General features: G+C 71.4%; 23 protein-coding genes. 14 read left to right on the plus strand and 9 right to left on the minus strand.

The annotated features are described in order from the left end of the window. Positions 1 to 68: 68 nt before the first annotated feature. Positions 69 to 746, plus strand: a complete 678-nt coding sequence (locus tag ACIPK3_RS08945; RefSeq protein WP_402567570.1) for a YoaK family protein — start codon at positions 69 to 71, stop codon at positions 744 to 746. 90 nt (positions 747 to 836) lie between these two features. Further along, positions 837 to 1,049, plus strand: a complete 213-nt coding sequence (locus ACIPK3_RS08950; RefSeq protein WP_402567867.1) for a cold-shock protein — start codon at positions 837 to 839, stop codon at positions 1,047 to 1,049. Positions 1,050 to 1,056: 7 nt separating this feature from the next. On the opposite strand, the gene ACIPK3_RS08955 is transcribed toward ACIPK3_RS08950, so the two are convergent. Continuing rightward, the gene (locus ACIPK3_RS08955; protein WP_402567572.1) at positions 1,057 to 1,755 is read right to left on the minus strand and encodes an SDR family oxidoreductase; all 699 of its coding nucleotides are present in this window, start codon (positions 1,753 to 1,755) and stop codon (positions 1,057 to 1,059) included. A 126-nt stretch (positions 1,756 to 1,881) separates the two neighbouring features. Between ACIPK3_RS08955 and ACIPK3_RS08960 the strand changes: the two genes are divergently transcribed. Then, positions 1,882 to 2,091 (plus strand): DUF6417 family protein, encoded by a 210-nt coding sequence (locus ACIPK3_RS08960; protein WP_402567574.1) that lies wholly within the window; start codon positions 1,882 to 1,884, stop codon positions 2,089 to 2,091. An 80-nt stretch (positions 2,092 to 2,171) separates the two neighbouring features. Continuing rightward, positions 2,172 to 4,628 carry an aminopeptidase N gene (pepN, locus tag ACIPK3_RS08965; protein ID WP_402567576.1) on the plus strand — a complete coding sequence of 819 codons (2,457 nt, stop codon included), beginning with the start codon at positions 2,172 to 2,174 and terminating at the stop codon, positions 4,626 to 4,628. Positions 4,629 to 4,773: 145 nt separating this feature from the next. Here pepN and ACIPK3_RS08970 read toward each other — a convergent pair whose 3' ends face one another. Next, a complete protein-coding gene (locus ACIPK3_RS08970; protein WP_402567577.1) occupies positions 4,774 to 5,064 on the minus strand; it encodes a hypothetical protein in 291 nt (96 codons plus the stop codon). A 222-nt stretch (positions 5,065 to 5,286) separates the two neighbouring features. On the opposite strand from ACIPK3_RS08970, the gene ACIPK3_RS08975 reads away from it, so the two are divergent. The 3 genes from ACIPK3_RS08975 to ACIPK3_RS08985 all read left to right on the plus strand — a co-directional run bounded on the left by ACIPK3_RS08975 (position 5,287) and on the right by ACIPK3_RS08985 (position 7,387). Continuing rightward, positions 5,287 to 5,742, plus strand: a complete 456-nt coding sequence (locus ACIPK3_RS08975) for a DUF5707 domain-containing protein (RefSeq protein ID WP_402567578.1) — start codon at positions 5,287 to 5,289, stop codon at positions 5,740 to 5,742. Between the two features lie 144 nt (positions 5,743 to 5,886). Continuing rightward, on the plus strand, positions 5,887 to 6,681 hold the full coding sequence (locus ACIPK3_RS08980; protein WP_402567580.1) for an SDR family NAD(P)-dependent oxidoreductase: 795 nt from the start codon (positions 5,887 to 5,889) through the stop codon (positions 6,679 to 6,681). Positions 6,682 to 6,778: 97 nt separating this feature from the next. Continuing rightward, positions 6,779 to 7,387: a transglycosylase SLT domain-containing protein gene (locus tag ACIPK3_RS08985; protein ID WP_402567582.1), complete on the plus strand. Its 609-nt coding sequence runs from the start codon at positions 6,779 to 6,781 to the stop codon at positions 7,385 to 7,387. On the opposite strand, the gene ACIPK3_RS08990 is transcribed toward ACIPK3_RS08985, so the two are convergent. The 5 genes from ACIPK3_RS08990 to ACIPK3_RS09010 are packed head-to-tail and all read right to left on the minus strand — an operon-like array spanning position 7,365 to position 14,737. Next, on the minus strand, positions 7,365 to 9,884 hold the full coding sequence (locus ACIPK3_RS08990) for an acyl-CoA reductase (protein WP_402567585.1): 2,520 nt from the start codon (positions 9,882 to 9,884) through the stop codon (positions 7,365 to 7,367). The two genes, ACIPK3_RS08985 and ACIPK3_RS08990, sit on opposite strands and share 23 nt — an antisense overlap. Next, the gene (locus tag ACIPK3_RS08995) at positions 9,881 to 11,047 is read right to left on the minus strand and encodes an acyl-protein synthase (protein WP_402567587.1); all 1,167 of its coding nucleotides are present in this window, start codon (positions 11,045 to 11,047) and stop codon (positions 9,881 to 9,883) included. Before ACIPK3_RS08995 ends, ACIPK3_RS08990 begins: the two co-directional genes overlap by 4 nt. Next, complete coding sequence (locus ACIPK3_RS09000; protein WP_402567589.1) at positions 11,044 to 12,180, minus strand: GNAT family N-acetyltransferase; 1,137 nt, start codon at positions 12,178 to 12,180, stop codon at positions 11,044 to 11,046. The genes ACIPK3_RS08995 and ACIPK3_RS09000 overlap by 4 nt, the downstream gene beginning before the upstream one ends. Continuing rightward, positions 12,177 to 13,478 (minus strand): MFS transporter, encoded by a 1,302-nt coding sequence (locus tag ACIPK3_RS09005; protein WP_402567591.1) that lies wholly within the window; start codon positions 13,476 to 13,478, stop codon positions 12,177 to 12,179. Before ACIPK3_RS09005 ends, ACIPK3_RS09000 begins: the two co-directional genes overlap by 4 nt. Then, entirely contained in the window at positions 13,475 to 14,737 is a 1,263-nt protein-coding gene (locus ACIPK3_RS09010; protein ID WP_402567593.1) for a phenylacetate--CoA ligase family protein, read from the minus strand. Before ACIPK3_RS09010 ends, ACIPK3_RS09005 begins: the two co-directional genes overlap by 4 nt. A 331-nt stretch (positions 14,738 to 15,068) precedes the next feature. Between ACIPK3_RS09010 and ACIPK3_RS09015 the strand changes: the two genes are divergently transcribed. From ACIPK3_RS09015 to ACIPK3_RS09040, 6 genes are all read left to right on the plus strand, one after another. Further along, complete coding sequence (locus ACIPK3_RS09015; protein ID WP_402567595.1) at positions 15,069 to 15,569, plus strand: hypothetical protein; 501 nt, start codon at positions 15,069 to 15,071, stop codon at positions 15,567 to 15,569. 84 nt (positions 15,570 to 15,653) lie between these two features. Continuing rightward, the gene (gene argS, locus ACIPK3_RS09020) at positions 15,654 to 17,315 is read left to right on the plus strand and encodes an arginine--tRNA ligase (protein WP_402567597.1); all 1,662 of its coding nucleotides are present in this window, start codon (positions 15,654 to 15,656) and stop codon (positions 17,313 to 17,315) included. 118 nt (positions 17,316 to 17,433) lie between these two features. Further along, positions 17,434 to 18,771 carry a PP2C family protein-serine/threonine phosphatase gene (locus ACIPK3_RS09025; protein WP_402567599.1) on the plus strand — a complete coding sequence of 446 codons (1,338 nt, stop codon included), beginning with the start codon at positions 17,434 to 17,436 and terminating at the stop codon, positions 18,769 to 18,771. 167 nt (positions 18,772 to 18,938) lie between these two features. Further along, on the plus strand, positions 18,939 to 19,262 hold the full coding sequence (locus ACIPK3_RS09030) for a WhiB family transcriptional regulator (RefSeq protein WP_402567601.1): 324 nt from the start codon (positions 18,939 to 18,941) through the stop codon (positions 19,260 to 19,262). A gap of 401 nt (positions 19,263 to 19,663) precedes the next feature. After that, positions 19,664 to 20,374, plus strand: coding sequence for a hypothetical protein (locus ACIPK3_RS09035; RefSeq protein ID WP_402567603.1), 711 nt, complete (start codon positions 19,664 to 19,666; stop codon positions 20,372 to 20,374). A gap of 60 nt (positions 20,375 to 20,434) precedes the next feature. Further along, positions 20,435 to 21,019: a hypothetical protein gene (locus ACIPK3_RS09040; RefSeq protein WP_402567605.1), complete on the plus strand. Its 585-nt coding sequence runs from the start codon at positions 20,435 to 20,437 to the stop codon at positions 21,017 to 21,019. A 51-nt stretch (positions 21,020 to 21,070) separates the two neighbouring features. On the opposite strand, the gene ACIPK3_RS09045 is transcribed toward ACIPK3_RS09040, so the two are convergent. After that, the gene (locus ACIPK3_RS09045; RefSeq protein ID WP_402567607.1) at positions 21,071 to 21,571 is read right to left on the minus strand and encodes an ATP-binding protein; all 501 of its coding nucleotides are present in this window, start codon (positions 21,569 to 21,571) and stop codon (positions 21,071 to 21,073) included. Beyond that, positions 21,568 to 21,867 (minus strand): STAS domain-containing protein, encoded by a 300-nt coding sequence (locus tag ACIPK3_RS09050; protein WP_402567609.1) that lies wholly within the window; start codon positions 21,865 to 21,867, stop codon positions 21,568 to 21,570. Before ACIPK3_RS09050 ends, ACIPK3_RS09045 begins: the two co-directional genes overlap by 4 nt. Before the next feature lie 384 nt (positions 21,868 to 22,251). Between ACIPK3_RS09050 and ACIPK3_RS09055 the strand changes: the two genes are divergently transcribed. After that, a complete protein-coding gene (locus tag ACIPK3_RS09055; RefSeq protein WP_402567611.1) occupies positions 22,252 to 23,922 on the plus strand; it encodes a PP2C family protein-serine/threonine phosphatase in 1,671 nt (556 codons plus the stop codon). The last annotated feature ends 13 nt before the right edge of the window (positions 23,923 to 23,935 follow it).

The raw sequence follows: 23,935 nt of genomic DNA on the forward strand, positions 1-23,935 counted from the left end.
GCGCACTCCGCGTGGCCCGGTCGTGTCGGCGGCGGCGGGCGGCCTCGCGACGTGCACACTCATGGGCCGTGCTCTCCGAACGACAGGTCCTGCGCCTTCTCGTCGTGCTGGCCGCCGCGGCCGGCAGCCTGGACGCCCTGTGCGTGTCCACGCTCGACGGGATGTTCGCCAGCGTCATCACGGGCAACGTCGTACAACTGGGCCGGGCCCTAGTGGCGCCGGACGGCCGAATGGTCACGGGCGCGGTGGTGGCCGTCGGCTGCTACGCCGTGGGCGTGACGTCGGCCACCGCCGTGCTGAGGCATCGCGATCCGGGCTGGCGACGGCGGACCGGCCTGGTCGTGGCGGCCGAGACGGCGCTGCTCCTCGCCGTGTCCGGAGGCTGGCTGGCCCTTGCCGGGCGGCCCGGCCCCGGCGGCACCCCGCTGCTGCTCGCGTGCGCCGCCATGGCCATGGGCGTGCAGAGCGCCGCGACGGTCGGCTCCGGCGTGCCGGAAGCGTCGACCACTTATCTCACCGGGACGCTGACGAGCCTGGCCCGCGCCCTCGGCGGCCTCCCGCACGGCTTCGCCGTCGCCGCCGCGCTCCGTCTGACGGCGTTCCTGTGCGGCGCCGTGGCGGGCGCCCTGCTGCTGCGATTCGCGCCCCTGTGGACGCCGTTCCTGCCGACCGCGCTCGTCGGCGGCGTCGCGGCGGCCACGCTGGCGTCGACCCGGAACCGTTTTGCATCTAAACGTGTTAAATAGGGCATCGGGTGGCCACTGCCCGGGAAGTATGTGGCCGTAGGCGCACGACCACGGCTGGAGGGCAGTACGCACATGGCACTGGACGAACACATGGCCGACCGCCAGAACGGCACGGTGAAGTGGTTCAACGACGAGAAGGGCTACGGCTTCATCACGCCGGAGAGCGGCCCCGACCTCTTCGTGCACTTCCGGGCGATCGAGGGAACGGGCTTCAAGTCCCTTCAGGAGGGCCAGAAGGTCTCGTTCGAGGCGATCGAGGGCCAGAAGGGCATGCAGGCCGACAAGGTACGCGCCGAGGTGTAGGCGCGCGTCAACGGCCCGCGTACAGCGCCTCCAGTCCGCCCGCGAGGGCGGCACGCACGGCCCGGGTCCGCTCGTCGGCCAGCACCTCGGGTTCGTCGTTCAGCAGTGCCGTCATCGTCTGGCCGGCCACGTCCGACGCGCTGATCTTCGGTGAGTCGATGCCCGCCGCCAGGTCGGTGTCCACGTACCCGGCATGAACGCCGATCACCAGCGTGCCCTGCTCCCGCAGCTCCAGCCGGAAGGCGTTGGTCAGCGACCACTCGGCGGACTTGGACGCCGCGTAGCTCGGGAGCAGCCGGTTGGCCACCCACGAGGCCACCGACAGCATGTTGACCAGCGCTCCGCCGCCGTGCGCGGCCAGTACCGGCGCGAACGCGCGCGATACGGCCCAGGTGCCGAAGTAGTTGACCTCCATCTCGCGCCGGGCACCGTCGAACGGCCCGTCGAGCAGGGCCGGGCCACCGCCCACCCCGGCGTTGTTGATGACGATGCTGACGTCGTCGGCGGTACGCGCGGCCGCGGCCACCTGCTCCTCGTCGGTGACGTCCAGCCGCAGCGGCACCAGCCCCGGAATCCGGACCGAGTCCGGGTCCCGGACACCGGCGTAGACCTTGGTGGCACCGTGGTCGAGCAGTGCCTGGGCGAAGGCCTGCCCGATACCGCGGTTGGCTCCCGTGACCAGAGCCGCCGAACCCCGGATCTCCATGGTCGCCCTCCCAGCCTGCGAGCGGATAAGGAGCTTCCTCTCCTCCGACGCTAGGCCGGGCCGGTCCGCCCAACCACTCGTGACCGCGAGTGTGACCGCCCGCCGGTCGGGTACGTTGCCCCCGACATGGACGACCACGAGCACATCGACCCGGCCGAGATCGCCTTCGCCTCCTGGGCGGAGACGGGCGACCGGCTGACCCCGCTGAGCCTCACCGAGGCGCACGACCTGCTGCGTCTGCTGCTGGCCGCGGCTCCCGGAGACGGCAGGGAGCTGTCCGCCGAGGCACGGCGGATCGCGAAGGAGATCGCCGTACGCGTCCCCTCGGAGAACTGACGTACGTCCCCGCTAAATCGCGTCGATCACAGCAGCGCCACCGCGTACGCTGGCCGCCGCCGACTACCGAGGGAGGACGCATGGGGGTCCGAAGTCTGACCCGTACCGAAGCCGAGCGCCGGGCCGAGCTGTTGACGGTGGAGCGGTACGACGTGGAGATCGACCTCACCGCCCTGCCCGAGGGGCCGGAGGTGCGGGCCGTCTCCACCATCGCCTTCACCTGTCACGAACCCGGTGCCGAGACCTTCGTCGACTGTGCGGCCCAGGTCCTCCGCGCCACACTGAACGGCGCCCCCCTCCTCCCCGCCGTCGACGGCCGTATACCGCTGCCCGCCCTGGCGGAGCACAACGTGCTGCGGGTGGAGAGCGTCCAGGCGGACACGACCACGGGCGAGGGCGTGCACAAGGCGACGGACCCCGCCGACGGCGAGGTCTACGTCTGGATGAGCTTCGAGCCGGACGAGGCCCGCTTCGTCTGGGCATGCTTCGACCAGCCCGACCTCAAGGCCCCGCACGTCTTCACGGTCACCGCCCCGACCTCCTGGACCGTCACCAGCAACTCCGGCGACGCCCGTGTCGAGGATCTGGAGGCGGCCCGCCGCTGGATCTTCCCGGACACCCCGCCCCTGTCCGTCTACAACACGGTCGTCAACGCCGGCCCCTTCCACGAGATCCGCAGTCGGGCCGACGGATACGACCTGGGCGTCTATGCCCGCCGCTCGCTCGCCGAGATCCTCCGCCGCGACGCCGAGGAGATCTTCACCCTCACCCGCCAGGGCCTCGCCTTCTACGGCGAGGTCTTCTCGATGCCCTTTCCGCAGCGTCGGTACGACCAGGTCTTCATGCCCGAGTTCGGCGGGGCCATGGAGAACTACGGCTGCGTGACCTGGACGGACTCGTTCCTGCGGCGGGCCGCCCCGACGCCCGCCGAGCACGAGCTGTTCGCGAAGGTGCTGCTCCACGAGATGGCGCACATGTGGTTCGGCAACATCGTCACCATGCGCTGGTGGGACGACCTGTGGCTGAACGAGGCGTTCGCGGAGTTCGCCTGCCACTGGGCGGCCGAGCGCGCCACCCGCCACACCGACGCGTGGGCGAGCCACCTGGCGAGCGACAAGCTGAAGGCCTACCTGGCCGACCAGGGCCCCGTCTCCCATCCGATCCACCAACCCATCGAGGACGTCGCCCAGGCCGCGTCGATCTTCGACAACATCACCTACCCGAAGGGCGCCTCCGTCCTCCAGCAGCTGATGACCTACGTCGGCGAGGAGCGCTTCACGGCCGGCATGGCGGCCTACTTCGCCCGCCACGCATGGGGCAGCACCACCCTCCAGGACCTGATCGACGCGCTCTCCGAAGCCGGCGGCCGGAACCTGGACGACTGGCGCGCGGCCTGGCTCGCGACGGCTGGCACCGACCGGTTCACCCTGGAGAGCGACGGCGGAAAGGCCACGCTGGTCGCCGCGGACACCGCGCGTCCCCAGGTGCTGGCGGTGGGCGCTTACGACCGGAAGGGCGACGCGCTGGAACGTACGGCCCTGATACGGGTGGAGGTCACCGGAAAGCGCACGGAGGTCACCGGACTCCCGCCGCGGGCGGACTTCCTGCTGGTCAACGACGACGACCTGACCTTCGCCACGGTCCGCCCCGACGCCGCGACCAGGGACGACTTCCTGGGTGCGGCGGCGCGGCTGCCCTCGGCCGTCTCCCGGGGCGTGGCCGCGGCCACCGTGTGGGACATGCTGACGACCGGCGAGGCCACGGCCGCGGAGGCCGCCCGGTGCGTCACCGCCGTCCTGTCCGCCGAGACGTCCGACGCCGTGATCGAGCCGTATCTGGCACTCGCCGGGGACATCGCCGAACTGTGGGCGCCGGAGGCCGAACGGGCCGAGCTGACGGCGGCCGTGGCAGCGGCCTGCCGCATGCTCGCCGCCGACCCCGGCCGCCGCCAGGTGGCGCTGCGCGGTCTGGCCCGCACCGCGACCCACCCCGACGACCTGGCGTGGCTGCGGGAGCAGGCGGGCGACGACGTGGACCTGCGCTGGCGCATCCTGGCCCGCGCGGCGGAGCTGGGCGCCGACATCACCTCCGAAGCGGCCGCCCTGCTCGAACGCGACCCGGACCCCGACGCGTGGACCAGCGCGCTCGCCGTACGAGCCGCACTGCCGGACCCGGCCGCGAAGGCAGAGGTCTGGCAGCGGCTCGCCGTGGACCGCACGGTCCCCGTCAGTTCGGTCGGGCAGGTCGCCACGGCATTCTGGCGCCCGGCGCAGGACGCCCTGCTGGCCCCCTACACCGAGCGCTACCTGGACCTGATTCCTCAGCTGCACCAAGGGGGCATGATCACGGCGATGACCTTCACCGGCCGTCTCTTCCCGGTGCGCGCCATCGACACCGAGTACATCGACACGGCCCGCGCCGCCGCCGAGGACGCGGCGCCCGTGGTCCGCAAGACGCTCCTGGAACGCTCGGACCTGGTGCTCCGGATGCTCCGCGCGAGAAAGGGACAAGGCGAGTCCGCCCTCGGGCGTGTCTGACAATTCCCGCCTGCCTCGCGGGGGCTGGCACGCCCTAGGACTGACCTAGCACTGACCTAGCACTGGGGCCGTCGGCCGTGGTTCGCGCCGTGCTTGCGGCGTGCCTTCTTCTTGCGGCGTCGCTTCGAGGACATCGCGGCTCCTGTCAGCTCTCGTAGTGGGACGGAGGGAAGGGGGAGCGGCCACGTCGGGTGGTCTTGTCACCCTTGCCGGCCGGCATCTCGCCCGTGTTGACCTCGTGGTCGATCTGGCGCCGCTCCTCCTGGTACGCGGTCTCCGGGTCGTCCGCGGGGCCGCTCGGCAGACCCGCCTCCCGTCGCTCGCGCGCCGTACGTTCCGCGATCTCGTCCTCGTCGGGGCGCCGGGGCATGCCCCTGCTGTGGCCCTGGTCCGGGTCGCCCTCGACAGCTCGGTTGGACTTGTGGTGGGGCGCCATGCGCGGCCTCCTCAAGTGGGTGATCGGCCCGTCGGCCCTGAGCACGGCGACAGGTCATTTCCACCCAAACCCGGGTAAAGGTGTTCCGCAAGTCGAGCGTCTGGGTATCCCGGATGAGTACGAGCGCTCATGTGCCCCGGACCGCCGCCGGACGAACATGTGGTCAACGCCGCGAACGCGGCCCCCGCACAACGGGGTTGACCCCTTCCACGGAGGTTTCTCATGTCCAGGCGCGTCCTTCTTCCCTCGCTCGTCGCCGTCGCCGTCCTGGGAGCGGCCGGCGCCTACGCCGTCGCCCAGGCGTCCGAGTCCGGACCCGGGTCGCCCGAGGTGAAGAACGGCTCCGCGACCTACGTGGCCCCGACCGCCGGCCGTGACGGCTCCTTCACCTTCACGTCCCGGGTGTCGGACGACTCGGGCGTGCGCGAGGTGAAGGTGCTGGCCTGGCCCGCGAGCATGAAGCCCGCCCCCACGGCGAAGGAGATGGCCGCCGTCGAGTCCGCCACGTGCGAGCCGACCGGGCACGGCGCGTCGAAGTGCCGGTACACCACCAAGGTCACCGCCGCCGAGGCCGCGACGACGCCCGCCGGATCCTGGCATGTGGCGGTCCTGGTCACCGCGAAGGACGGTGACACGAAGTTCGTCCCCCGGGCGGGCGCCTTCACCGTCGGCAAGTGAGGGCAATTAGGGTCGGCAGGTGAGGCGGCATCGACCGTGCCCCTCGGACGACGCGCCCGCGTCCGACATGCGACGGAAATCCCCCTGAGGCACAGTGGTATCGGCGTTTGCCCGCCCACGGCCCGACCAGCCAAGGGAGTGCGCATGCAGATCAGCCTCACCGGACGGACCGCCCTGGTGACCGGTTCGACCCAGGGGATCGGAGCGGCCGTCGCCGCCGGACTGGCGGCGGCCGGTGCGCGGGTGGCGGTCAACGGGCGTGACCCCGAACGCGTCGAAAAGGCGATCGCGCGACTGCGCGACGACGTGCCGGACGGCGACTTCACCGCGATCGGCGCCGACATGGCCACCGAGGACGGAGCGGCCGTCGCTTATGAAACGGTGCCGGATGTCGACATCCTCATCAACAACCTCGGCATCTTCGGAGCCCGGGACGCCCTCGACATCGACGACGCCGAGTGGCGACGCTACTTCGAGGTCAACGTCCTGTCCGCGGTACGCCTGACCAGGATGTACATGCCGCGCATGCTCGAACAGGACTGGGGGCGCGTCCAGTACGTCGCCAGCGAGTCCGCCGTGGCCATTCCCGCGGAGATGATCCAGTACGGGATGTCCAAGACGGCGATGCTCGCCCTCGGCCGGGGCTTCGCGAAGCGCGCCGCGGGAACCGGCGTCACCGTGAACTCGGTGCTGGCCGGCCCCACCCACACCGAGGGCGTGGAGGAGTTCGTTCGCGGAATCGTGGGCAGGGACCTCCCCTGGGACGAGGTACAGCGCACCTTCATGCGCGAGTACCGCCCACAGTCCCTGCTGCAGCGGCTGATCCAGCCGGCGGAGATCGCCAACATGATCGTCTACCTCAGCTCCGACCTCGCCTCGGCCACCACGGGCGCCGCCGTACGCGTCGATGGAGGAGTCATCGACTCCATCCTCCCCTGACGACACTCCTCTCACGACGGACACCCCCGGAATGAGACCGCGCTTCGCGGGCACATGCTCCCCACGACGGCGCGGGCGAGCACGGAGGGCGGGCGACATGACCGAGGAAGCGATCGCGGAGCCGGGCGAACGGAGTGCGCGAAGCGGGCCCGGCCCGGGCGAGTCCGTGCGGACCCCGCCGCTGCGCCCCGGCGGCTACGACCCCGCCGACTACGCGTCCTCCGTGCTGCGTTGCGCCCACGAGACGGGGGTGTCACCCGTACTGCTGATGGCGGTCCTCTACAACGAGGCGTACAAACCGCACCATCCGCTGCTGGAACGGCTGTGGCAGTGGTGGAAGCCCGACGCGTCATTCGGCCTCGCCAACATGCACCGGGCGACGTTCGAGCGGGTGCGCAGGACCCACAGCGTCGCGGGCCGCTGGACGGACCTGCGCGACGATCCCGCTTTCGCGGTGCGCACGGCGGCCCTGTACCTGAAGGACCTGGACGGCCGGCTGCCGGACCGGTACCCGCGCCGCTACACCCGCGACGAACTGCTCGCCCTCGGCTACAACACGGGCGAGCGCAACATGCGGGCCTTCGCCCACGGCGTCCCGCCGGGCCCCATGGCACGGTCCTATCTCCGCCGGCTGCGGGCCAACTGGCAGCGCGCGGCCGAGGCCCTGCGGGACGCGGACCCGGCTACCCCGCCCGCAGGTCGATGACCGTACGCAGCTTCCCGCTGGTCGGGGTGCGCTCGAACACCTCCCGGGAGACGGTCTGGACCGTGAGGTCCAGCAGGCCCTCCGCCACCGCCGAGGCCAGCTCCGGCACCTGCGTCGCGAGTGCCTTCCGCGCGGACCGGGCGTCACCGGCGTAGTCCTGGTCGAGGCGGACCGTCAGCCGTTCCCGGTCCGCACCGGTCTCGACCAGGAGCTGCACCTCGCCGTGGTATCCGAGGTGCTCCTGTGCCGCTCGCAGTACCCGCCGGTAGTTGACGAAGTAGGTGCCGACCCGCACGACGTCGCCGTAGCGGCCCAGCAGTTCCAGCCTCGGCACATGGCTGCCGCACGGGCACGGACCCTCGACGGCGCGGCCGAGGTCACCGATCTCGTAGCGGTGCAACCGCTGGCCCGCGCGGGCCCGGGAGGTGAAGACCAGCCGTCCCGGCTCGCCCGGTCCGGCCGGCCGGTCCGCGTGTGGGTCGAGGATCTCCAGGGTGTGCAGGTCGGTCAGCACATGATGGACCGAGCCGTCGGAGGAGGCGCACTGATAGCCGAGCGGCCCCAGATCGGTGCTGCCGTAGGCCGCGGACCGAATTCGCTCGACGCCGAACTCCTCGGTCAGCACCCGGCGTTGCTCGGCCGTGAAGTGCTCGCCTCCGTAGAACACCGTCCGTATGCCGCCGTAGGCGCGCAGTCGGTCACCCTCGGCGTGGAACAACTGCCACAGGTACGACGGCATGCCGAAGACCGTGTCCGCCCGGTGGGCGACCAGCGCCTCGGCGACCGCGGCGTGGTCCGGCCCCGCCGCGATCGGCAGCTGGGTGGCGTTGAGCCGCTCCAGGATGGAGAAGAAGCTGATGAAACTCCCGTACATCCCGCCGCAGTAGAACAGATTGGCCGCCCGGTCCCGCCCCGGGTCGAAGCCCGCGGTGAGCAGGCCGTCGGCGGCGGCGCGCATCTGGTTGTCGTAGTCGTCGACGGTGAACACCGACAGCGCCGGGGTGCCCGTCGAACCGCCGCTGCGGAAGTACAGCTGCGTGTGGAGCGGGTCCAGCGAGGCGAGCGCACGCTGCACGCCCTCCTTGCCGAGCAGCGGCGCCGACGGCACCGGGGGCAGCACCGGGGGCTCGACCAGGTCGTCGAGACAGGCCACCGTGCCGAAGTCGGCGTCCGCCGCGCGTACGCTCACCCGGCGGCTGTAGCGCTGCAACGCGTAGACACCGTCGTGCGGTTCACCCCCGTAGCTGTCCAGCATCGAGCCGACGGGCGTGACCCGGGTGACTCCGGCGGCGAACACCGCGCGGGACAGTGCGGCCACGTCCGCGCGGCCGCCGCCGATCGCGGCGGTCTGAAGGTAGCGGCGCATCGGCCGCAGCACTTCGGTGACCCGGTGCCGGGGCAGCGGCTTGATCCACACGCTGCGGTGCAGCGGGGAGGCGTCCAGCGCGGGCCGGGTATCCGCCAGCACCCGCCAGGAGCCGTCCTCGGCGGCGAACACCCGGGTGAGACCGAGGTGTTGTTCGAGCCGGGCGAGCCGCTCCACGGTGGTGATCTCGGCCTGCTCGGCCGGTCCGGGCCGTGGCGCGGGCCGGGAGCCGGAGACCTTCGCGAGCCGCTCGGCGAACCGGGCGGCGAACGCGAACAACTCGCCGTCGTCCTCCACGTCATCGGTGTCGAGATAGACCACCTGCGGGCTGGAACAGGCCTGTTGCTCGAAGCGGCAGACGTCCTCGGCGAGGGCGTCGAGCAGGCCGCCGTCCCGCGCCGCGTCCCGGGTCAGATAGGCGAAGGAGATCCGGTGACCCCATGCGACGACCCGGCAGCCGGGGGAGGCCAGTTCGCGCACCGCGCCCACGGCGTCCTCGCCGCCCCAGACGGCGACCGCGTCGGCCTGGCCGCACAGCGCCTCCAGCCAGTCCCGGCGCGACGACGGGAAACGCAGGGCGACGACGCGTTCGGCGATCAGCCCGCTCGGGTCGGCCGCTCCGAGCGCCGCCAGCAGGTCGAGGGCGAGCGCCGAGTCGGAGCTGCTGGTCTTCAGGACGTTGAGATTGCCGGCCAGCAGTCCCTCGACCACGCTCAGCGGTGCCACTGCGGCCGCGTTGCCCGGCGCGATGTGCACCAGCAGGCCTACCGGCGCCCAGGACTCGTACACCGTCGCACGGGCGTCCGGCCGGGTCAGCCGCTCCGGGCGCGGCCCGCCGAGTTCCCGGCGCAGCTTGCGCTCCAGTGCCTGCCGGTCGAGCGCGGCCGCCAGCTCGGCGAGGGTGGCGTCCGCCTCCCCGGCGGGCAGCTGTCCGGCCAGCCGGCCGTGCAAGTCCGATTCAGGATCGGCCAGTTCGTGGCCGACCGCCGCGCAGGCGCCGAGCACGACCTCGATGGGCAGCGGGCGCGCCAGGACCTGCCCGGCCGACTCCGCCAGCCCGGCGAGCCGTCGGCCGGCCTCGGCGTCGTCGACGAACTCGCCCTGCCAGAAGTGGAGTACGGAGGTGGTCACGACATTCCCTTCATCAGTTCGGCGGCGGCGACCGCGCAACTGCGGTTGCGGCTCACCCCGGCACGGCCGTGCACGGTGAACCAGTCGGTGGACAGCGGGCAGGGGCACTCCTCGCCCGGGTGCAGAGAGGCCAGGTCGCCCATCACCACGCTGTGCGCGGGCACGGAAGTGATGTACGGGCTGACCAGGTGCAGAAAGCCCCGTTCCCCGTACGGCAACGGGCGCAGCGTGCCCGTGTCGCGGACCGCGGCGCGCGACCACACGGGCACATGCAGCCGGTGGTGCGCGCACTCGACGTACGGCACACAGTGCTCGACCGAGCCGAAGGTGTCCCGGACGCGGTCGCCCGGGATCCCGAGCCGGTCGGTGACCTCGGCGTAGAAGTCGTCCTTGGCGATCTGCCGGTCGGCGTGACCCTTCCAGCCGCCGCCGAGAACCACCAGGGACCCCTCGGGCAGCCGCAGCGGCGGCAGTCCCATCGTCCGCATCCGCTCCAGGGTGAAGTACAGGAAGGCCGGGAAGCCGAGGATGCGGACCGGGACGTCGTCCTCGGCGTAGCGCTGGAGCGCCGCGATGCAGCCGTGCACGTCGAACTCGTGGCCGGAACCGGTGTGCCGCAGTGCGTGCGTGGTGTGCCGGGCCGGGGCGAAGTCGCACAGGTAGTTGTCGGTGAACGAGGTGCCCAGTTTCAGCGACGGCGCGGGCTCATAGCTGTAGAGCAGGTAGTTGACCGGTTGGCCGGGGGTGATCCAGCCGTAGTGGTCGAAGACCCGGGCCACCATGCGCTGTGCGGAGCGGATCGTCCAACGGTCGAAGAACATCTGTGACTTCTGGCCCGTAGTACCCGACGACGTCAGATGGAGGAACACGTCGTCGCGCGGGACGGAGAGCACCTCGTGGCGCTTGAAGAACGCGGCGGGCACCAGCGGCGTGCGCACATCGGCACCTACCGTGGGCGCGGGCGTCTCGGCCGGGTCCTGGAGCAGGGCGCCGAAGAACGGGGAACGCGCGGCGTGCCAGGCGTTCGTCTCGGCCATGGCGGCGGCGAACAACTCGTCGGCTTGCGCACCGGACGCGTACGGCTCCGCCAGGTCGCACAGCCGTTGCACATGGGCGAGCACCGCCGGGTCGGGGACCTCGACGGGGGCGAGATGGGGGTTCAACGGGACACCTCGTGAAGGGGCAGATAGGTGGAGGCCCAGGCGCTCAGATAGGCGCCGAGATAGGGCTGGAGCAACGAGCTGACGGCGATCGTGCGGAAGTCGATCTGCCGGCTGGTGCGGGAGAGCACCACGTAGTCGTGGAACCGGTCGCCCACCCGGCGCATCGCCGGATAGACCGCGCTCGGCACGAAACCGGAGGCGAGGAAGATGTCCAGGGCCTCGGTGTCGGCCAGCGGCAGCAGGGTCTCCGCGTAGTCCGCGCCCGCCCGGGTGACCGCGGCCATCAGCGCCTCCAGCGCGCCGGTCAGCGCGGCGGGACGCGGATGGACGGCGACCAGGGCGCAGCTGCCCGCCACCGGGTCGAGATCGGCGTACGCCTCGAACCCGCCGTCGGCGGCGATCAGGACCGTGTTGGGGGTGTGCAGGGGGAAGAAGCGGTCGTCGGCGTGCGGGAACCGTTCCAGGAAGCGGCGGCGCACGAAGGCCGGGGCGGCGAGCAACTCGATCGGCTCGGTTCCGCGGGCCGTGACCGGTGCACTCCGCAGGGGTGTCCGGCCGGTGCCGGCCCAGTCGATGCCGATACCGGCGGACGCCGCGTCCAGCAGCCCCGCGAGCCGCTCCGGTACGTGAGCGACGGGGGTGCGGCGCTCCAGCACGCCGTCGGCGTAGCGGGCGAACAGCGCGAGGCTCTCGCACCCCTCGACCTCGACCGCGTTGGGCAGCAGGCCGAGCGGCCGGAACCCGTTGCGCACCACGACGTGCTGCGGCCCCTCGGTGACGACCCGCACGGTGGCGTACACCGAGTCCAGCAGCCCGGTGGCGAACGCCGTGTCGCAGACCGCGCCGGTGAGCCGGGAGGCCAAGCCGCCGCCCCGGTGGCCGGGATGCACGGCGAGTCCGACGAGCTTGCCGGTACGGCTGCCCGGATCCGTCTGCACGACGGCCGACCCCACCAGCTCCCCACGGGACGTGCGCGCGGTGAGCCAGTGCGCGGAACCTCCGGTGATCAGCCCGCGCATCACCGCAGGATCACTGCCGAGCGGCACCGGGTAGCCGTGTCCGTACACCTCGAAGTACAACTGGCGCAGATCCGCGATGTCCTGCACGGCCGCGGAGGCGAGTACGACGCTCACGAGCGTTCTCCCGCCGGAGCGAGGTGCGCTGCCGCGTCGCCGTCGGACGTCCGCCGTCCCGCCGGTTCCGCCCGGCCGCCGAGCCACCACAGGGCCAGCGCGACGGGCACCAGACCCGCGCCCTGCGCCAGGCAGAGCGTACGGGCCGTCAGATGGTCGCCGAGCGTACCGAAGACGAGCGACGACACCGGGAACGTGGCGCCGAGCAGCGCCTGCATGACCGCGAAGAAGCCGGGCTTGTCGGATGCGGGGACGAGCCGCTGGAACAGCGCGACGAACCGGACGCCGATCACCCCGGCACACCAGCCCGCCACGGCCATCGAGCCGAGCGCCGGGACATGCCCGGTGACCAGGCCCGGCAGGCCGAGCGCGAGCGCCATCAGGGCCAGACAGGCGCTGCCCACGGCCACGGGCCTGCCGGGCACCCGGGCCCCGGTGAGGGAGCCGATGAGGGAGCCCACGCCGAGCGCGGTCTCCAGTGCGGCGACCGTCGAGCCGGTGGAGTGCAGCACCCCGCGCGTGTACAGCGGCATGACGACGTAGACGGCGGTGGTGAACAGGTTGGCGGCGGCGAAGCAGAGCAGCACCCGGCGGATGAAGGGCAGGCCGGACAGGACCCGGCGCAGGGTCCGCCGCTCGTCTCCCGCGTCGTCGGTGCCACCGTCCGCGCCGGCGGACGTCGCGGCGTGCGGGAAGCGGGTCGAGACGACCAGCAGGGCGGCGAGCAGGTAGGCCGCGGCGCAGGCGGCCATCGCCGCGGTGAGCCCGCCCGCGTCGACCGCCAGGGGTCCCAGCAGCCCGCCGCCGATGCCGGCCAGCGACTGGGTGGACAGCTCGAACCCGGTGGCCGCCTCGATGTCGGCGTCCTCGACCAGTTCGGGGACCGAAGTCGTCAGACAGGGGTCGAACACCGCCTGGCAGGAGGCGAGGACGAGACCCACGGCGTACACCGCGGCCATGGGGAGCGTGTCCGTGTACGACCACAGCGCGGCCGGGACGGCGACCGTGCCCGCCACTGCCGCCGCCGAGGCCAGGACCGTGCGGCGCGCGTAGCGTGCCACGACGCGCGCGATGACGGGGGCGAACGCCACGGCGGGCAGCGTGCTCACCGTGAGGAACAGACCCGACTCCAGACCCCGTCGCTCGCCTCCGGCGAAGCCGACGAGCCACCAGACGGCGCCCACCTGGAACATCCGGCCGGCGGCCTGGGTGAGGAGCTGGGCGATCCATGTACGGCCGAAGGCCGGGTTGCGCAGGACGAGCGGCAGACGCCGTCCACGGGTCGTCACCGCGGTCATGAGTGCGGCCGTTCGTCGACGACCCGAACGAGCTTGCCGGAGCGGGAGTTGACGGCGAGATCGCGGTGCCGCACCCATTCCACGGCGAGGGGGTTCACATGGCCGGCGGCAGCCGCACTGCCGTATGCGGGACGCTGCGCGAGCACGGCTGCGGAGACGGCGTCACCCAACGGGCCCTGTCCGAGGGCGGGTTCACCGGTCGCGAGGCGCAACACCAGACCGTCCCGGCCGTCGCTGCGGCGCACCACGAGCTGGAGCCCGGTCACCTCACCCTTTCCGTCGGCGGCGCGCACGAGGTCATGGACGTCCTCGGTGTAGAGAGTGACGGGACCGACCCGCACCCCCTCCTCGGCGCGGCCGAGAATGCGGAAGACACCGGCGCCCGGGTCCACCCACTCGGCGCGGTCGCCGGCCGGGTAGCGGAGAATGGGCATGAGCCGTCGGCGCAGATCGGTGACGACCAGTCGGCCCGGCACCCCCGGCTCTTCGACGGGGAGGCCGGTCTCGTCGTCGAGGATCTCGACCACCGTGTGCGGGGTGAAGGCGCGATGCACACGCGGGTCGTCCCCGGGCACCGCCTCGCCGAGCAGCCCCGCGTCCACGCTCGCGTAACCGAGTGAGCGTGCCTTCGCGTTGGGGAACGCCGCTTTCAAAAGCGGGAGTTGGTCACCGAAGAGACACTCCCCGCCGAAGAACAGCAGTTCCACGTCGGGCAGGGTCCGGCCTGCGGCGGTCAGACGCTCGGCCAGCGCGCACAGGCTGGTCGGGGTGCCCGCGACCACCTGCACCCGGAATTCCTCCAGGGTGGCCACGGTGGACTCCCAGGGCGTGGAACCGCCGATGGGGAAACGTACGTTGGACACGGGAGAGCGGTGCAGTGAGTCCAGAACGAAGCTGAAACTCGCGTACAGGTCACCCGTGTAGAACAGGTCGGCCACCCGGTGACCTGGCCGCAGACCGGCGCTCACGAGTCCGGCGCCGAACGCGGTGGTGAATTCCCGCCATTCGTCACGCGTGTAGCAGGAGAATTTCGGAGATCCCGTGGTGCCGCCGCTGCGGAATACGACCGCCTCGTGCAGGGGAGCGGTGAGCAGTGCGTTGTCCCGGGGGGAGTTGGCCCGCCAGAAATCGGCCTGAGGCACTACCGGAAGCTCCGTGAGATGTGCCACATGGTCAGGCAGATGCGAGTAAAGGTCTCGATAGAAAGGTGAATTACGGCGCGCGAAGCGTACGAGCTCCGCCAGTGGTTGAACCGGCATTGATTCCTGCTTGAAAGGGTGAACCGTCGGCGGAGAAAATAGGGCGCGACGGCGAAATGCGGCGGACGCGGTCCCTCCGATGGCATGGAGGACCGTCTCGTCGACCGGCTTGCTGAAGCGTATCTCATTATCCGAAACGGCCTTGCGTCGCCTCATGTTTTCGGCCAGGACGTAGGTCACACTCTTCCGCATTCCATAAGTGGTGGTTTGACGAACCATCAGCACGGACTTATGGGCCTTCTCACCGTTCTCTTGAGCGCGCTCGGTGAGCACGCGGCGGCCGCGCGGCGTACTACACCCGTGAGCAGCAGACCCGGCGAAGGGAAGGCCCGTGATCCAGCGACGCATCGTTCTCCTCTCGGCCGCAGGACTCGCCTCGGCGTTCCTCCTGGCGGCCTGCGACAGTGCGGCGGACCACGCCGCACCCGCCGCGAATCCCGGCAACGCCGCCCCGGCGGCCCGCACCCCGGCGGCCCCCGCCACCCCGGCGGCCCTCACCCTGACGGCCAGGACCGTGGACGGCGTGGGCAGCGTGGTGACGGACGGCACGGGCATGACCCTCTACCGCTCCACCAAGGATCAGGCGCACCCGTCCAGGTGGACGTGCGCCGGAGCGTGCGCGAAGACATGGATCCCCGTCATCGTGCGGGACCCCGTCCGGACCACAGGGGTCGACAGCGGCCTGCTCGGTACCGTGCACCGGGACGGCGAGAAACAGCTCACCCTCGGCGGCTGGCCGCTCTACCGGTACGCGGGCGACACGAAGGCCGGACAGCTCAACGGCCAGGGAGACAAACGGACGTGGTACGCCGTCACCCCGACCGGCACATAGCCGGGGCGGCGACTGCCACGAGCGGCCGACAGCGCCCGGATATTCGGTATCGGCGCAGGTGACCTGCCCGATACCGTCGCCGACGTGACTCCAGCAGATCTCGCGGCCGTCATCTCCGACGGCATACACCAAGCCATCCGGTCCGGACACCTCTCGGGAGAGGTGCCGCGAGAGATCCACGTGGAGCGCCCCCGCCACCGCGGCCACGGCGACTACTCGACCAACATCGCCCTGCGACTGGCCGGGTCCACCGGCCTGCCCGCCCGCGACCTGGCCGAACTGCTCGCCCCGCTGATCGGCGCGGCCGACGGAGTCGCCAAGGTGGAGACCGCGGGTCCTGGCTTCCTGAACATCACGCTGGAGAGCGCGGCGATCGGGGCACCCGCCCGCGACATCGTCCTGGCCGGTGCCGCCTACGGGCGCACCGACCGGCTCGGCGGTCTGCGGCTCAACCTGGAATTCGTCTCGGCGAACCCCACCGGGCCGGTGCACATCGGCGGCGCCCGATGGGCGGTCGTCGGCGACGTGCTCGCCCGGCTGCTGGAGGCTGCCGGGGCCGACGTGACACGGGAGTACTACTTCAACGACGCCGGCGTGCAGATCGACAGGTTCGCCCGTTCACTGCTCGCCGCGGCACAGGGCGCCCCGGTGCCCGAGGACGGCTACAGCGGCGCGTACATCGTGGACATCGCCGCGAAGGTGCTGCGCGATCGGCCCGGTGTGCTGGAACTGCCGCGGTCCGCGGCTCTCGACGCCCTCCGGACCGAGGGCACGGCGTTGATGTTCGACGAGATCAGGACCTCGCTCGCCGCGTTCGGCACCCACTTCGACGTCTACTTCAACGAGAAGGACCTGCACGACCGGGGGGACCTGGACACCGCCGTCGCCCGGCCGAGGGAGGGCGGCCACGTCTTCGAGGACGACGGCGCCGTCTGGCTGCGCACCACGGACTTCGGCGACGACAAGGACCGGGTCCTGATCAAGCGCGACGGCACCTGGACGTACTTCACGGCGGACTGTGCGTACTACCTCGACAAGCGGTCCCGTGGCTTCGAACGGATCGTCGTCATGCTCGGCGCTGACCACGCGGGCTACGTCGGCCGGATGCGGGCCATGGCGGCCTGCTTCGGGGACGATCCCGACACCCATCTGGAAGTCCTCATCGGCCAGTTGGTCAACCTGGTCGAGGACGGCGAACCGGTCCGGATGAGCAAGCGGGCGGGCACCGTCGTCACCCTGGACGACCTGGTCGAGGCGGTCGGTGTGGACGCCGCCCGGTACGCGCTCGCGCGGGCGAGCGCGGACGCGATGATCGACCTCGACATCGACCTGCTCACCCGGCAGACGAACGACAACCCCGTCCACTACGTCCAGTACGCGCACGCACGGCTGTGCGCCGTGCGGCGCCGGGCGGAGCAGGCGGGCATCGACAAGGGCGCCCCGGAGGACTTCGATCCCTCCCTGCTCACCCATGACCGCGAGGCCGACCTGCTCGGCATGCTCGCCGAGTTCCCTCAACTGGTGGCCACCGCGGCAACGTTGCGCGAGCCGCATCGGGTGGCCCACTACCTGGAGGCCCTCGCCGGCACCTACCACCGCTTCTACGACGCGTGCCGCGTCCTGCCCCGGGCGGGCGAGGCCCCGGACGACCGCACCCGGGCCCGGCTGTGGCTGACCGAGGCCGCGCGGGTCGTGCTCGCCAACGGACTGCGGCTGCTCGGCGTCTCGGCACCCGAGCGGATGTGACACACCCTCACCAACGGCGTGACATGCTGCCGATGGGCTAATCCGCGTCTCCGGTCGGCGCGGGGCGGCAGGCTGGCGCGGTGTTTCGATCACCACACAGGCTGCGGGCCGGCTCCCGGTGACGGCCGGGCAGGGCGCCACGCCGCCGGGGCCGCGGCTGCGGCTGGGCACCGAGCTGGCGCAGATCGCGGAACAACTGGTGGTGCTCGCACGCGGCCAGAACCGGCTCCACGAGCTGTACGAGGCGGTGATCAGCCGGGACCAGGACCTGTCCGAGGTCCTGGAGCTGATCGTACGGACGGCCATGGACCTGGTCGGCGCCCGCTACGGCGCTCTCGGGGTGCTGGACGAAGCCGGCGAGCGGCTGCACGAGTTCATTCCCATGGGGCTCTCCGACGCCGAGAAGGCGGCCCTCGCCGGAGTGGCGCTGCCCTCCGGGCGGGGGCTGCTCGGCCATCTGATCACTCATCCCGAGTCGGTCCGGGTCAAGAACATCAGCGCGCATCCCGCCTCCGTCGGCCTGCCGCCCGGTCACCCTCCGATGCACACCATGGTGGGAGCCGCCGTGACCACCCGAGGACGGGTCTACGGCAACCTGTACCTGTGCGAGCGCGAGGACGGACGCCCGTTCGACTCCCACGACGAAGCCATGATCGCCTCGTTCGCGGAGGCGGCGGGCCTCGCCATCGACGACGCCTCGCTGATGCGGCAGACCCGGCTCGACGCCGAGCAGTTCCAGCGGATGCTGCTGCCGCGGCTGCCGGACCTGCGGCCGTTCACGGCCGGTGCCGTCTACCGGCCCGCCACCACACCCCGGCACATCGGCGGGGACTGGTACGACGCGCTGCTGATGCCTGGCCGGGCCTGCGCGGCGGTCATCGGTGACGTGGTGGGGCACGACCTCGAAGCCGCCGCCGCGATGGCGCAGACCCGCAACATGCTGCTCGCGCTCCTCCACAACAGCACCGGTGGGCCGGCCGCGGTCCTGGCCGACCTGGACCGCACGGTGGAGGCACTCACCGGCAACCCCGTCACCACCGTCTGCCTGGCCCGCATCGAACCGGAGCCCGCCGCCGTCGGCGGACACCCCGCGCACTGGAGGCTGAGCTGGAGCAACGCGGGACACCCACCGCCCCTCCTGATCACCCCCGACGGGCAGGCCGGCTATCTCGTCGCGCAGCCCGACCTTCCGCTGGGCGTCGACACCAGCGTCCCCCGCCGGGACCACACCCGGCTGGTACCGCCCGCGTCCACGGTGGTCTTCTACACCGACGGCGTCACCGAGCACCCCGACCGGTCCCCGGACCAGACCATGGCAGGTCTGGCCGCGACGGCCGCGGCACACGCCCACCTGCCGCTGCGCGAGCTGATCGACGCGCTCGTCGACCACCATCCCAGCGACGGCCACGACGACATGGCCATCCTCGCCGTCAAGATTCCACCGTCCGGCCCCTGACAGGCCATCGGCCGGCCGTACGACGTTCATCCAGGCCGAGTTCTCCCCGACACGCGGGCGCTGTCACCCAATGGGATGGCTGTCGGGACCTGGCTGTTCCCCCAGGCGGCGCCGTTGTCGTACGGTCTCGAAAACGCGTCGGGGAGAGCATCGGGGGAGAGGACGGCATGGGGATGGACACGGACGAGGAATGGGTCGGCCGGGCGGTCTGCCGGGGTTCCGATCCGGACGTGCTGTTCGTCGAGGGAGCCGCGCAGCACGCGGCCAAGGCCGTGTGCACCGGGTGCCCGGTGCGCACCGAATGCCTCGCTCACGCCCTCGACCACCAGATCGAGCACGGAGTATGGGGCGGCATGACCGAGCGGGAGCGCCGCTCCCTGCTGCGCCGTCGGCCCACGGTGACCTCCTGGCGCAGACTCCTGGAAGCAGCACGCGTGGAGCACGCCCGTGAGACGGCCCAGACGGACGACCACTGCGCCACGGTCGGCTAGGGCCTGTCGTTTGGATCAGGCTGCGGACGCGGGGTCCGGTGCGCACGGCTGCGGCGTTGTCGTCGGTCGCCGACGCGCCGCGTCGACTCCCTCCTCCGCCTTGCAGCCGCACGCACCGGACCCCGCTCACCCCCGCCGACAAGGCACCGTAGACATCCTGCAACCTGATCCAAACGACAGACCCTAGTGCGCCCGTTTCGAAAGTAGGTCGTCCGCCCGCAGACCAGACGGGACTCCCGAAACGCGCCCTGGGCCCACCCTGACGGTTACGCCGGATGCCCGCGCCCGGATGCGAGGCCGGTTCCGCGCGCCACAGGATCCTGATCATGCGGACAACTCCTGGTGCATGGTCCTTTCTCCGGTCGACGCGACTCGGTGGCGCGCGGCACGCCATATCCGCGGTGCTCGTCGGCGGCGTTCTGCTGGCGACGGCCATGGGGTGCGGTGACACCGGCCGACGGACGAGCCCCGGCGGAGCGCCGGGAAACAACAACCCCGCGGTGTCCGCCTCGCCCCGCCCGCCATCGAACACACGGCCGCCGGGCATCGGCAGCCGGATATGGCAGAAGGTGCCGACCGGCACCCGCCAGCTGGTCGTCGTCTACGGCGACGACCGGGACTCCGCCGACAGTCTCGCCGTGCTCTACGAGAAGCGGGGCACGACCTGGGCACGGGCCGGCAGCTGGCCCGCGCACAACGGCAGGATGGGCTGGACGACGGACCATGAGCTGGACGACGAGCGCAGTCCCGTCGGAGCGTTCAGCCTGACCGACGCGGGCGGAACACTCACGGACCCCGGCAGCAAGCTCCGGTACTGGTACGACGACAACGCCTACAACTCCATGCTGGAGGAGGGCGAGGAACACGAGCACGACTTCGACTACGTCATCGCCGTCAACTACAACCGGCTCAGGGGCGTCGCACCCTGGGACTGGACGCGGCCCGACGGTGTCGAGCGGGGCGGCGGCATCTGGCTGCACCTGGACCACGGTGACGGCACGTCGGCCTGCGTCACTCTCCCGGAAACCGGTATGAAGACCCTGCTGCGCACCCTCGATCCCGCCCGCCATCCCGTGGTCGTGATGGGCGACCGGGAGCGCCTGCGGGCCTGAACGGTGCCGCAAGGGCCGACTCGACCGGCACAGCACGCAATGTCACCTGAAGGGATGTTCGTGAGTCCTATCTCGCACCTGCCCAGCCGGGCCCTGGCCCTGGTGAGCGCCGGTCTGCTCGCCGGGCTCGCCACGGCGACCGGCGCCGAGGCGAGCCCCGCCCCCACGGCGGACATCACCATCATCGACGCCTACACCGAGACGGTGCAGGAATCGGCGGGTACCGCCGTCCTGTGTCCCACCAACCAGGTCCTCGTCGGCCGACGGCACATCGGCGATTCGGACGGGTACACCACGTACTACTGCGCGTTCGTCCTCATCGGCGGACAGCCGGCCAAGGTGAGCTCGGCGACCTGGAGCGACTCCCAGACCGAGAGCAGCAGCTCCTTCACGGCCACCCCGCCCTACAGGGTCCTGGTCGGCCAGCAGCACACCGGTGACGCGACCGGTTCGACACGGTACGCGTACGCCACGATGCGCGCGTGGGGGCAACCCGTCGCGCTGACCAACTACGGGTGGACGCCCGCCCAGCGGGAGAGCAGCAGCTACTCGCACGCCGGCACCTACGAGGTGATGGTCGGCCGCTCGCACTATGGCGACGAGAACGGCCCGACCCGCTACCAGTACGCCGCCGTCTCCGACTGACAGACCGCGAGAGCCGTGTCGTGAGGCGGGGTGAACCCTGCCCACCCCGCCTCACGACACGGGACCGGACCCCAACACGACGCGTACCGTCTTGCCCGCCGAGTGCGGGAAGAACTGGCACCTGGTGGCCAACCGGTCGACGAGCAGCAGTCCCAGGCCGCCTCTGCCGTGCACGAGGTCAGGGTCTCTGCGCCGGGGCAGGCTCGTGGCGGCGTCGTCCACGTCCAGCACCAGCTCGCCCTCGTGGGAGTGCACGCGCAGCCGCCACCAGCCGGTGGCGTGGCGGTGGGCGTTGGTGCACAACTCGGAGACCAGCAGTTCGACATCGCCCCGGTCGACCGACGGGACGCACACCGCGGCGTACTGCGCCGCGGCACGGCGGGCCTCACCGATGGACGACGTGCAACTGTCCAGCGACAGCAGCGCGGGACGCTCTCCCCGGGCGGGGAGCCAGACGCCGCGCCACTCACGGCGGCAGGAGACGCATCCGCCCTGCGCGTTCACCGCACTCCGCTTCGGTGGTCGTCGGCGGTCCACGCTGTCGGCCCTCATGCGGGTCCCTCCTCCTGGCCGCAGATACGGAACCGGTCCAGGACGCCGGTGAGACGCATGAGCCGGTCCAGCTGCGGTCCGAGTGGTCCGACCAGCCGCAGGTCGCATCTGTCCGCCATGCGCAGCAGCACATTCAGCAGGGTCGAGTCCGCGAACCGCACGTCCGCCACGTGGAGTGCGACGGACCGCACGGACGACGCGGTCTCGAGGACGAGCTCCAGATCGAGCTCGGAACTGACGTCGAATTCGCCGCTGAGCCTGATCACCACTTCACGTCCGTCGTGGGTGGTTTCCACCCGCACGGAACACATGTCCGACACAAGCCCATGGCCGTCACCTTCGTTCATCATCACCACGGTGCCGGATTTCGACCGTCCGGAGAACGGATTTCGCGTACGAGCGACCGATCGAACATGCGCGCAGTCATGGCGGCCCCCTTGCCGACTCGGTAACTCACTTGGCGATTAAGAAAGAAACAGCCGTGAAAGAGGCGAACGCATGGGCGAACAGTCGCTCGCCCGGACGACGATGTCACCGGCACGGGAGCGGTAGATGTGACCGTCATGTGTGGCTTTCCGGGGTGGCTTGCAACTCCGGGACCCGATGAGCGACGGTTGCCGAGGACATCCGTTTTCCACAGAGGAAAGGTGGTGGGGTGCGCACGGCGCGTGCCTCCCGTTGTGTCAGTTTCCCGAGGCTTCTCCGCCCGTCCGCCCGATGCCGACCTCAGGGTCGGCGCCACGTGGACCGAGGCTCCGTACCCCGTGCTGGTCGTCGACCGGCACGGGGGCCTCGTCCGGATCAACGGGGCCGCCCAGCTGCTCCTGCCCAAGGCCGAAGGCGGGGACTGGCTGCACGAGAGAGTGCCGTCCTGGCTGTCCGCCGCTCACCGGAGCATCAGCGGCGGGCTGCGCGACACCCGTACGAGGCCGCTGACCGGAGACATCAACGGCCGTCAGTTCGAGGCGCATCCGACCCCGGGCGGCGACGGTGACGTGGTGTGGTGGCTGGTCGACGACACCGACCGGCGGCTGGCCGAAGCCGCGCTGAGCGACGCCCGGACGCGGTCCGAGGTCCTCGCCGAGGCCTCCAGCGCGCTGCTGTCCACACTGAACGTGCCGCGCTGCATGGAGGTGGCCGCTTCCATGGCCGCGGAACATCTGGCCGAGGCCGCCGTGCTCGTCGCCCCGTCGCACGGACGGCGCTACCCGCTGACCTTCGCGCGCCAGGGCGGCCCCGTCACCCAGACCACGCGACCGGTCGACATCGCAGGCGTACCCGGACTGGCCGAGGCACTCCAGGGCTTCCCACCCGTACCGGCCCGCTGGATCAACCCCGCCGACATCCCCGACTGGCTGATCCCGGACGGCTTCGCCGGACCGGTCGGCTCGGTCATCGTCACCCCGCTTCCCGGCCACGGAGTGCCCGCCGGAGCACTGGTGCTGCTGCGCTCCAGCACCGAACAGGCCTTCACCGAGGGCGAGGAGGTCTTCGCCCGCCTGTTCGCCGCCCGGGCCGGCGCGGCCCTCTCCGCCGCCCACCTGTACAGCGAACAGGCCACCATCACCGCCACGCTGATGCGTGACCTGCTGCCCCCGACGCTCACCAGCGTGCACGCGGTGGACTACGCCGGCAGGTACCGCGCCGCCAAGGACCAGGAACGGGTCGGCGGCGACTTCTACGACGTCCACCCCGGCTCCGACCCGCAGCACGAAACCCTCGTCGTTCTGGGGGACGTCGCCGGAAAGGGCCTGGACGCGGCGGTACTCACCGGCAAGATCCGCAACACGCTGCATGCCCTGCTGCCCCTGGCCGAGGACCACGAACGGGTACTCAACCTGCTCAACGGCGCCCTGCTCACCTCCCACCACGCGCGCTTCGCCACCCTCGTACTCGCCTCCGTGAGCCACCGGGGCGGCCGGGTGCGGGCACGGCTGACCAGTGCCGGACACCTGCCGCCGCTGATCGTCCGCGCCGACGGCACGGTGGACGAGGTCCCGACCCAAGGCACCCTGGTCGGCGCGCTGCCGACGGTCACTGCGCACACCGTGGAGACGGTGCTCGCGCCCGGCGAGACCTGCCTGCTCTACACCGACGGGATCACCGAGGCCCGCGGCGGCCCGCTGGGCGGTGAGCTCTACGGCGAACACCGCCTCAAGCGGGCGCTGTCCGAATGCGCGGGCATGCCGGCGGAGGCGATCGTCGAACGGGTCCAGATGCTGGCCGCCCAGTGGCTGGGCACAGGCCGCCATGACGACATGGCCGCCGTCGCCATCAGCGCCCCCAGGACCGGCCCCCTCACGGCCGAGTACGGGCACGCGGGCGGCGAGGACAGGAGGAGCGACACGTGAGGCACCCCGCCAC

The organism is Streptomyces sp. NPDC086787, assembly GCF_044745865.1.
In the GTDB taxonomy this organism is placed as follows: domain Bacteria; phylum Actinomycetota; class Actinomycetes; order Streptomycetales; family Streptomycetaceae; genus Streptomyces.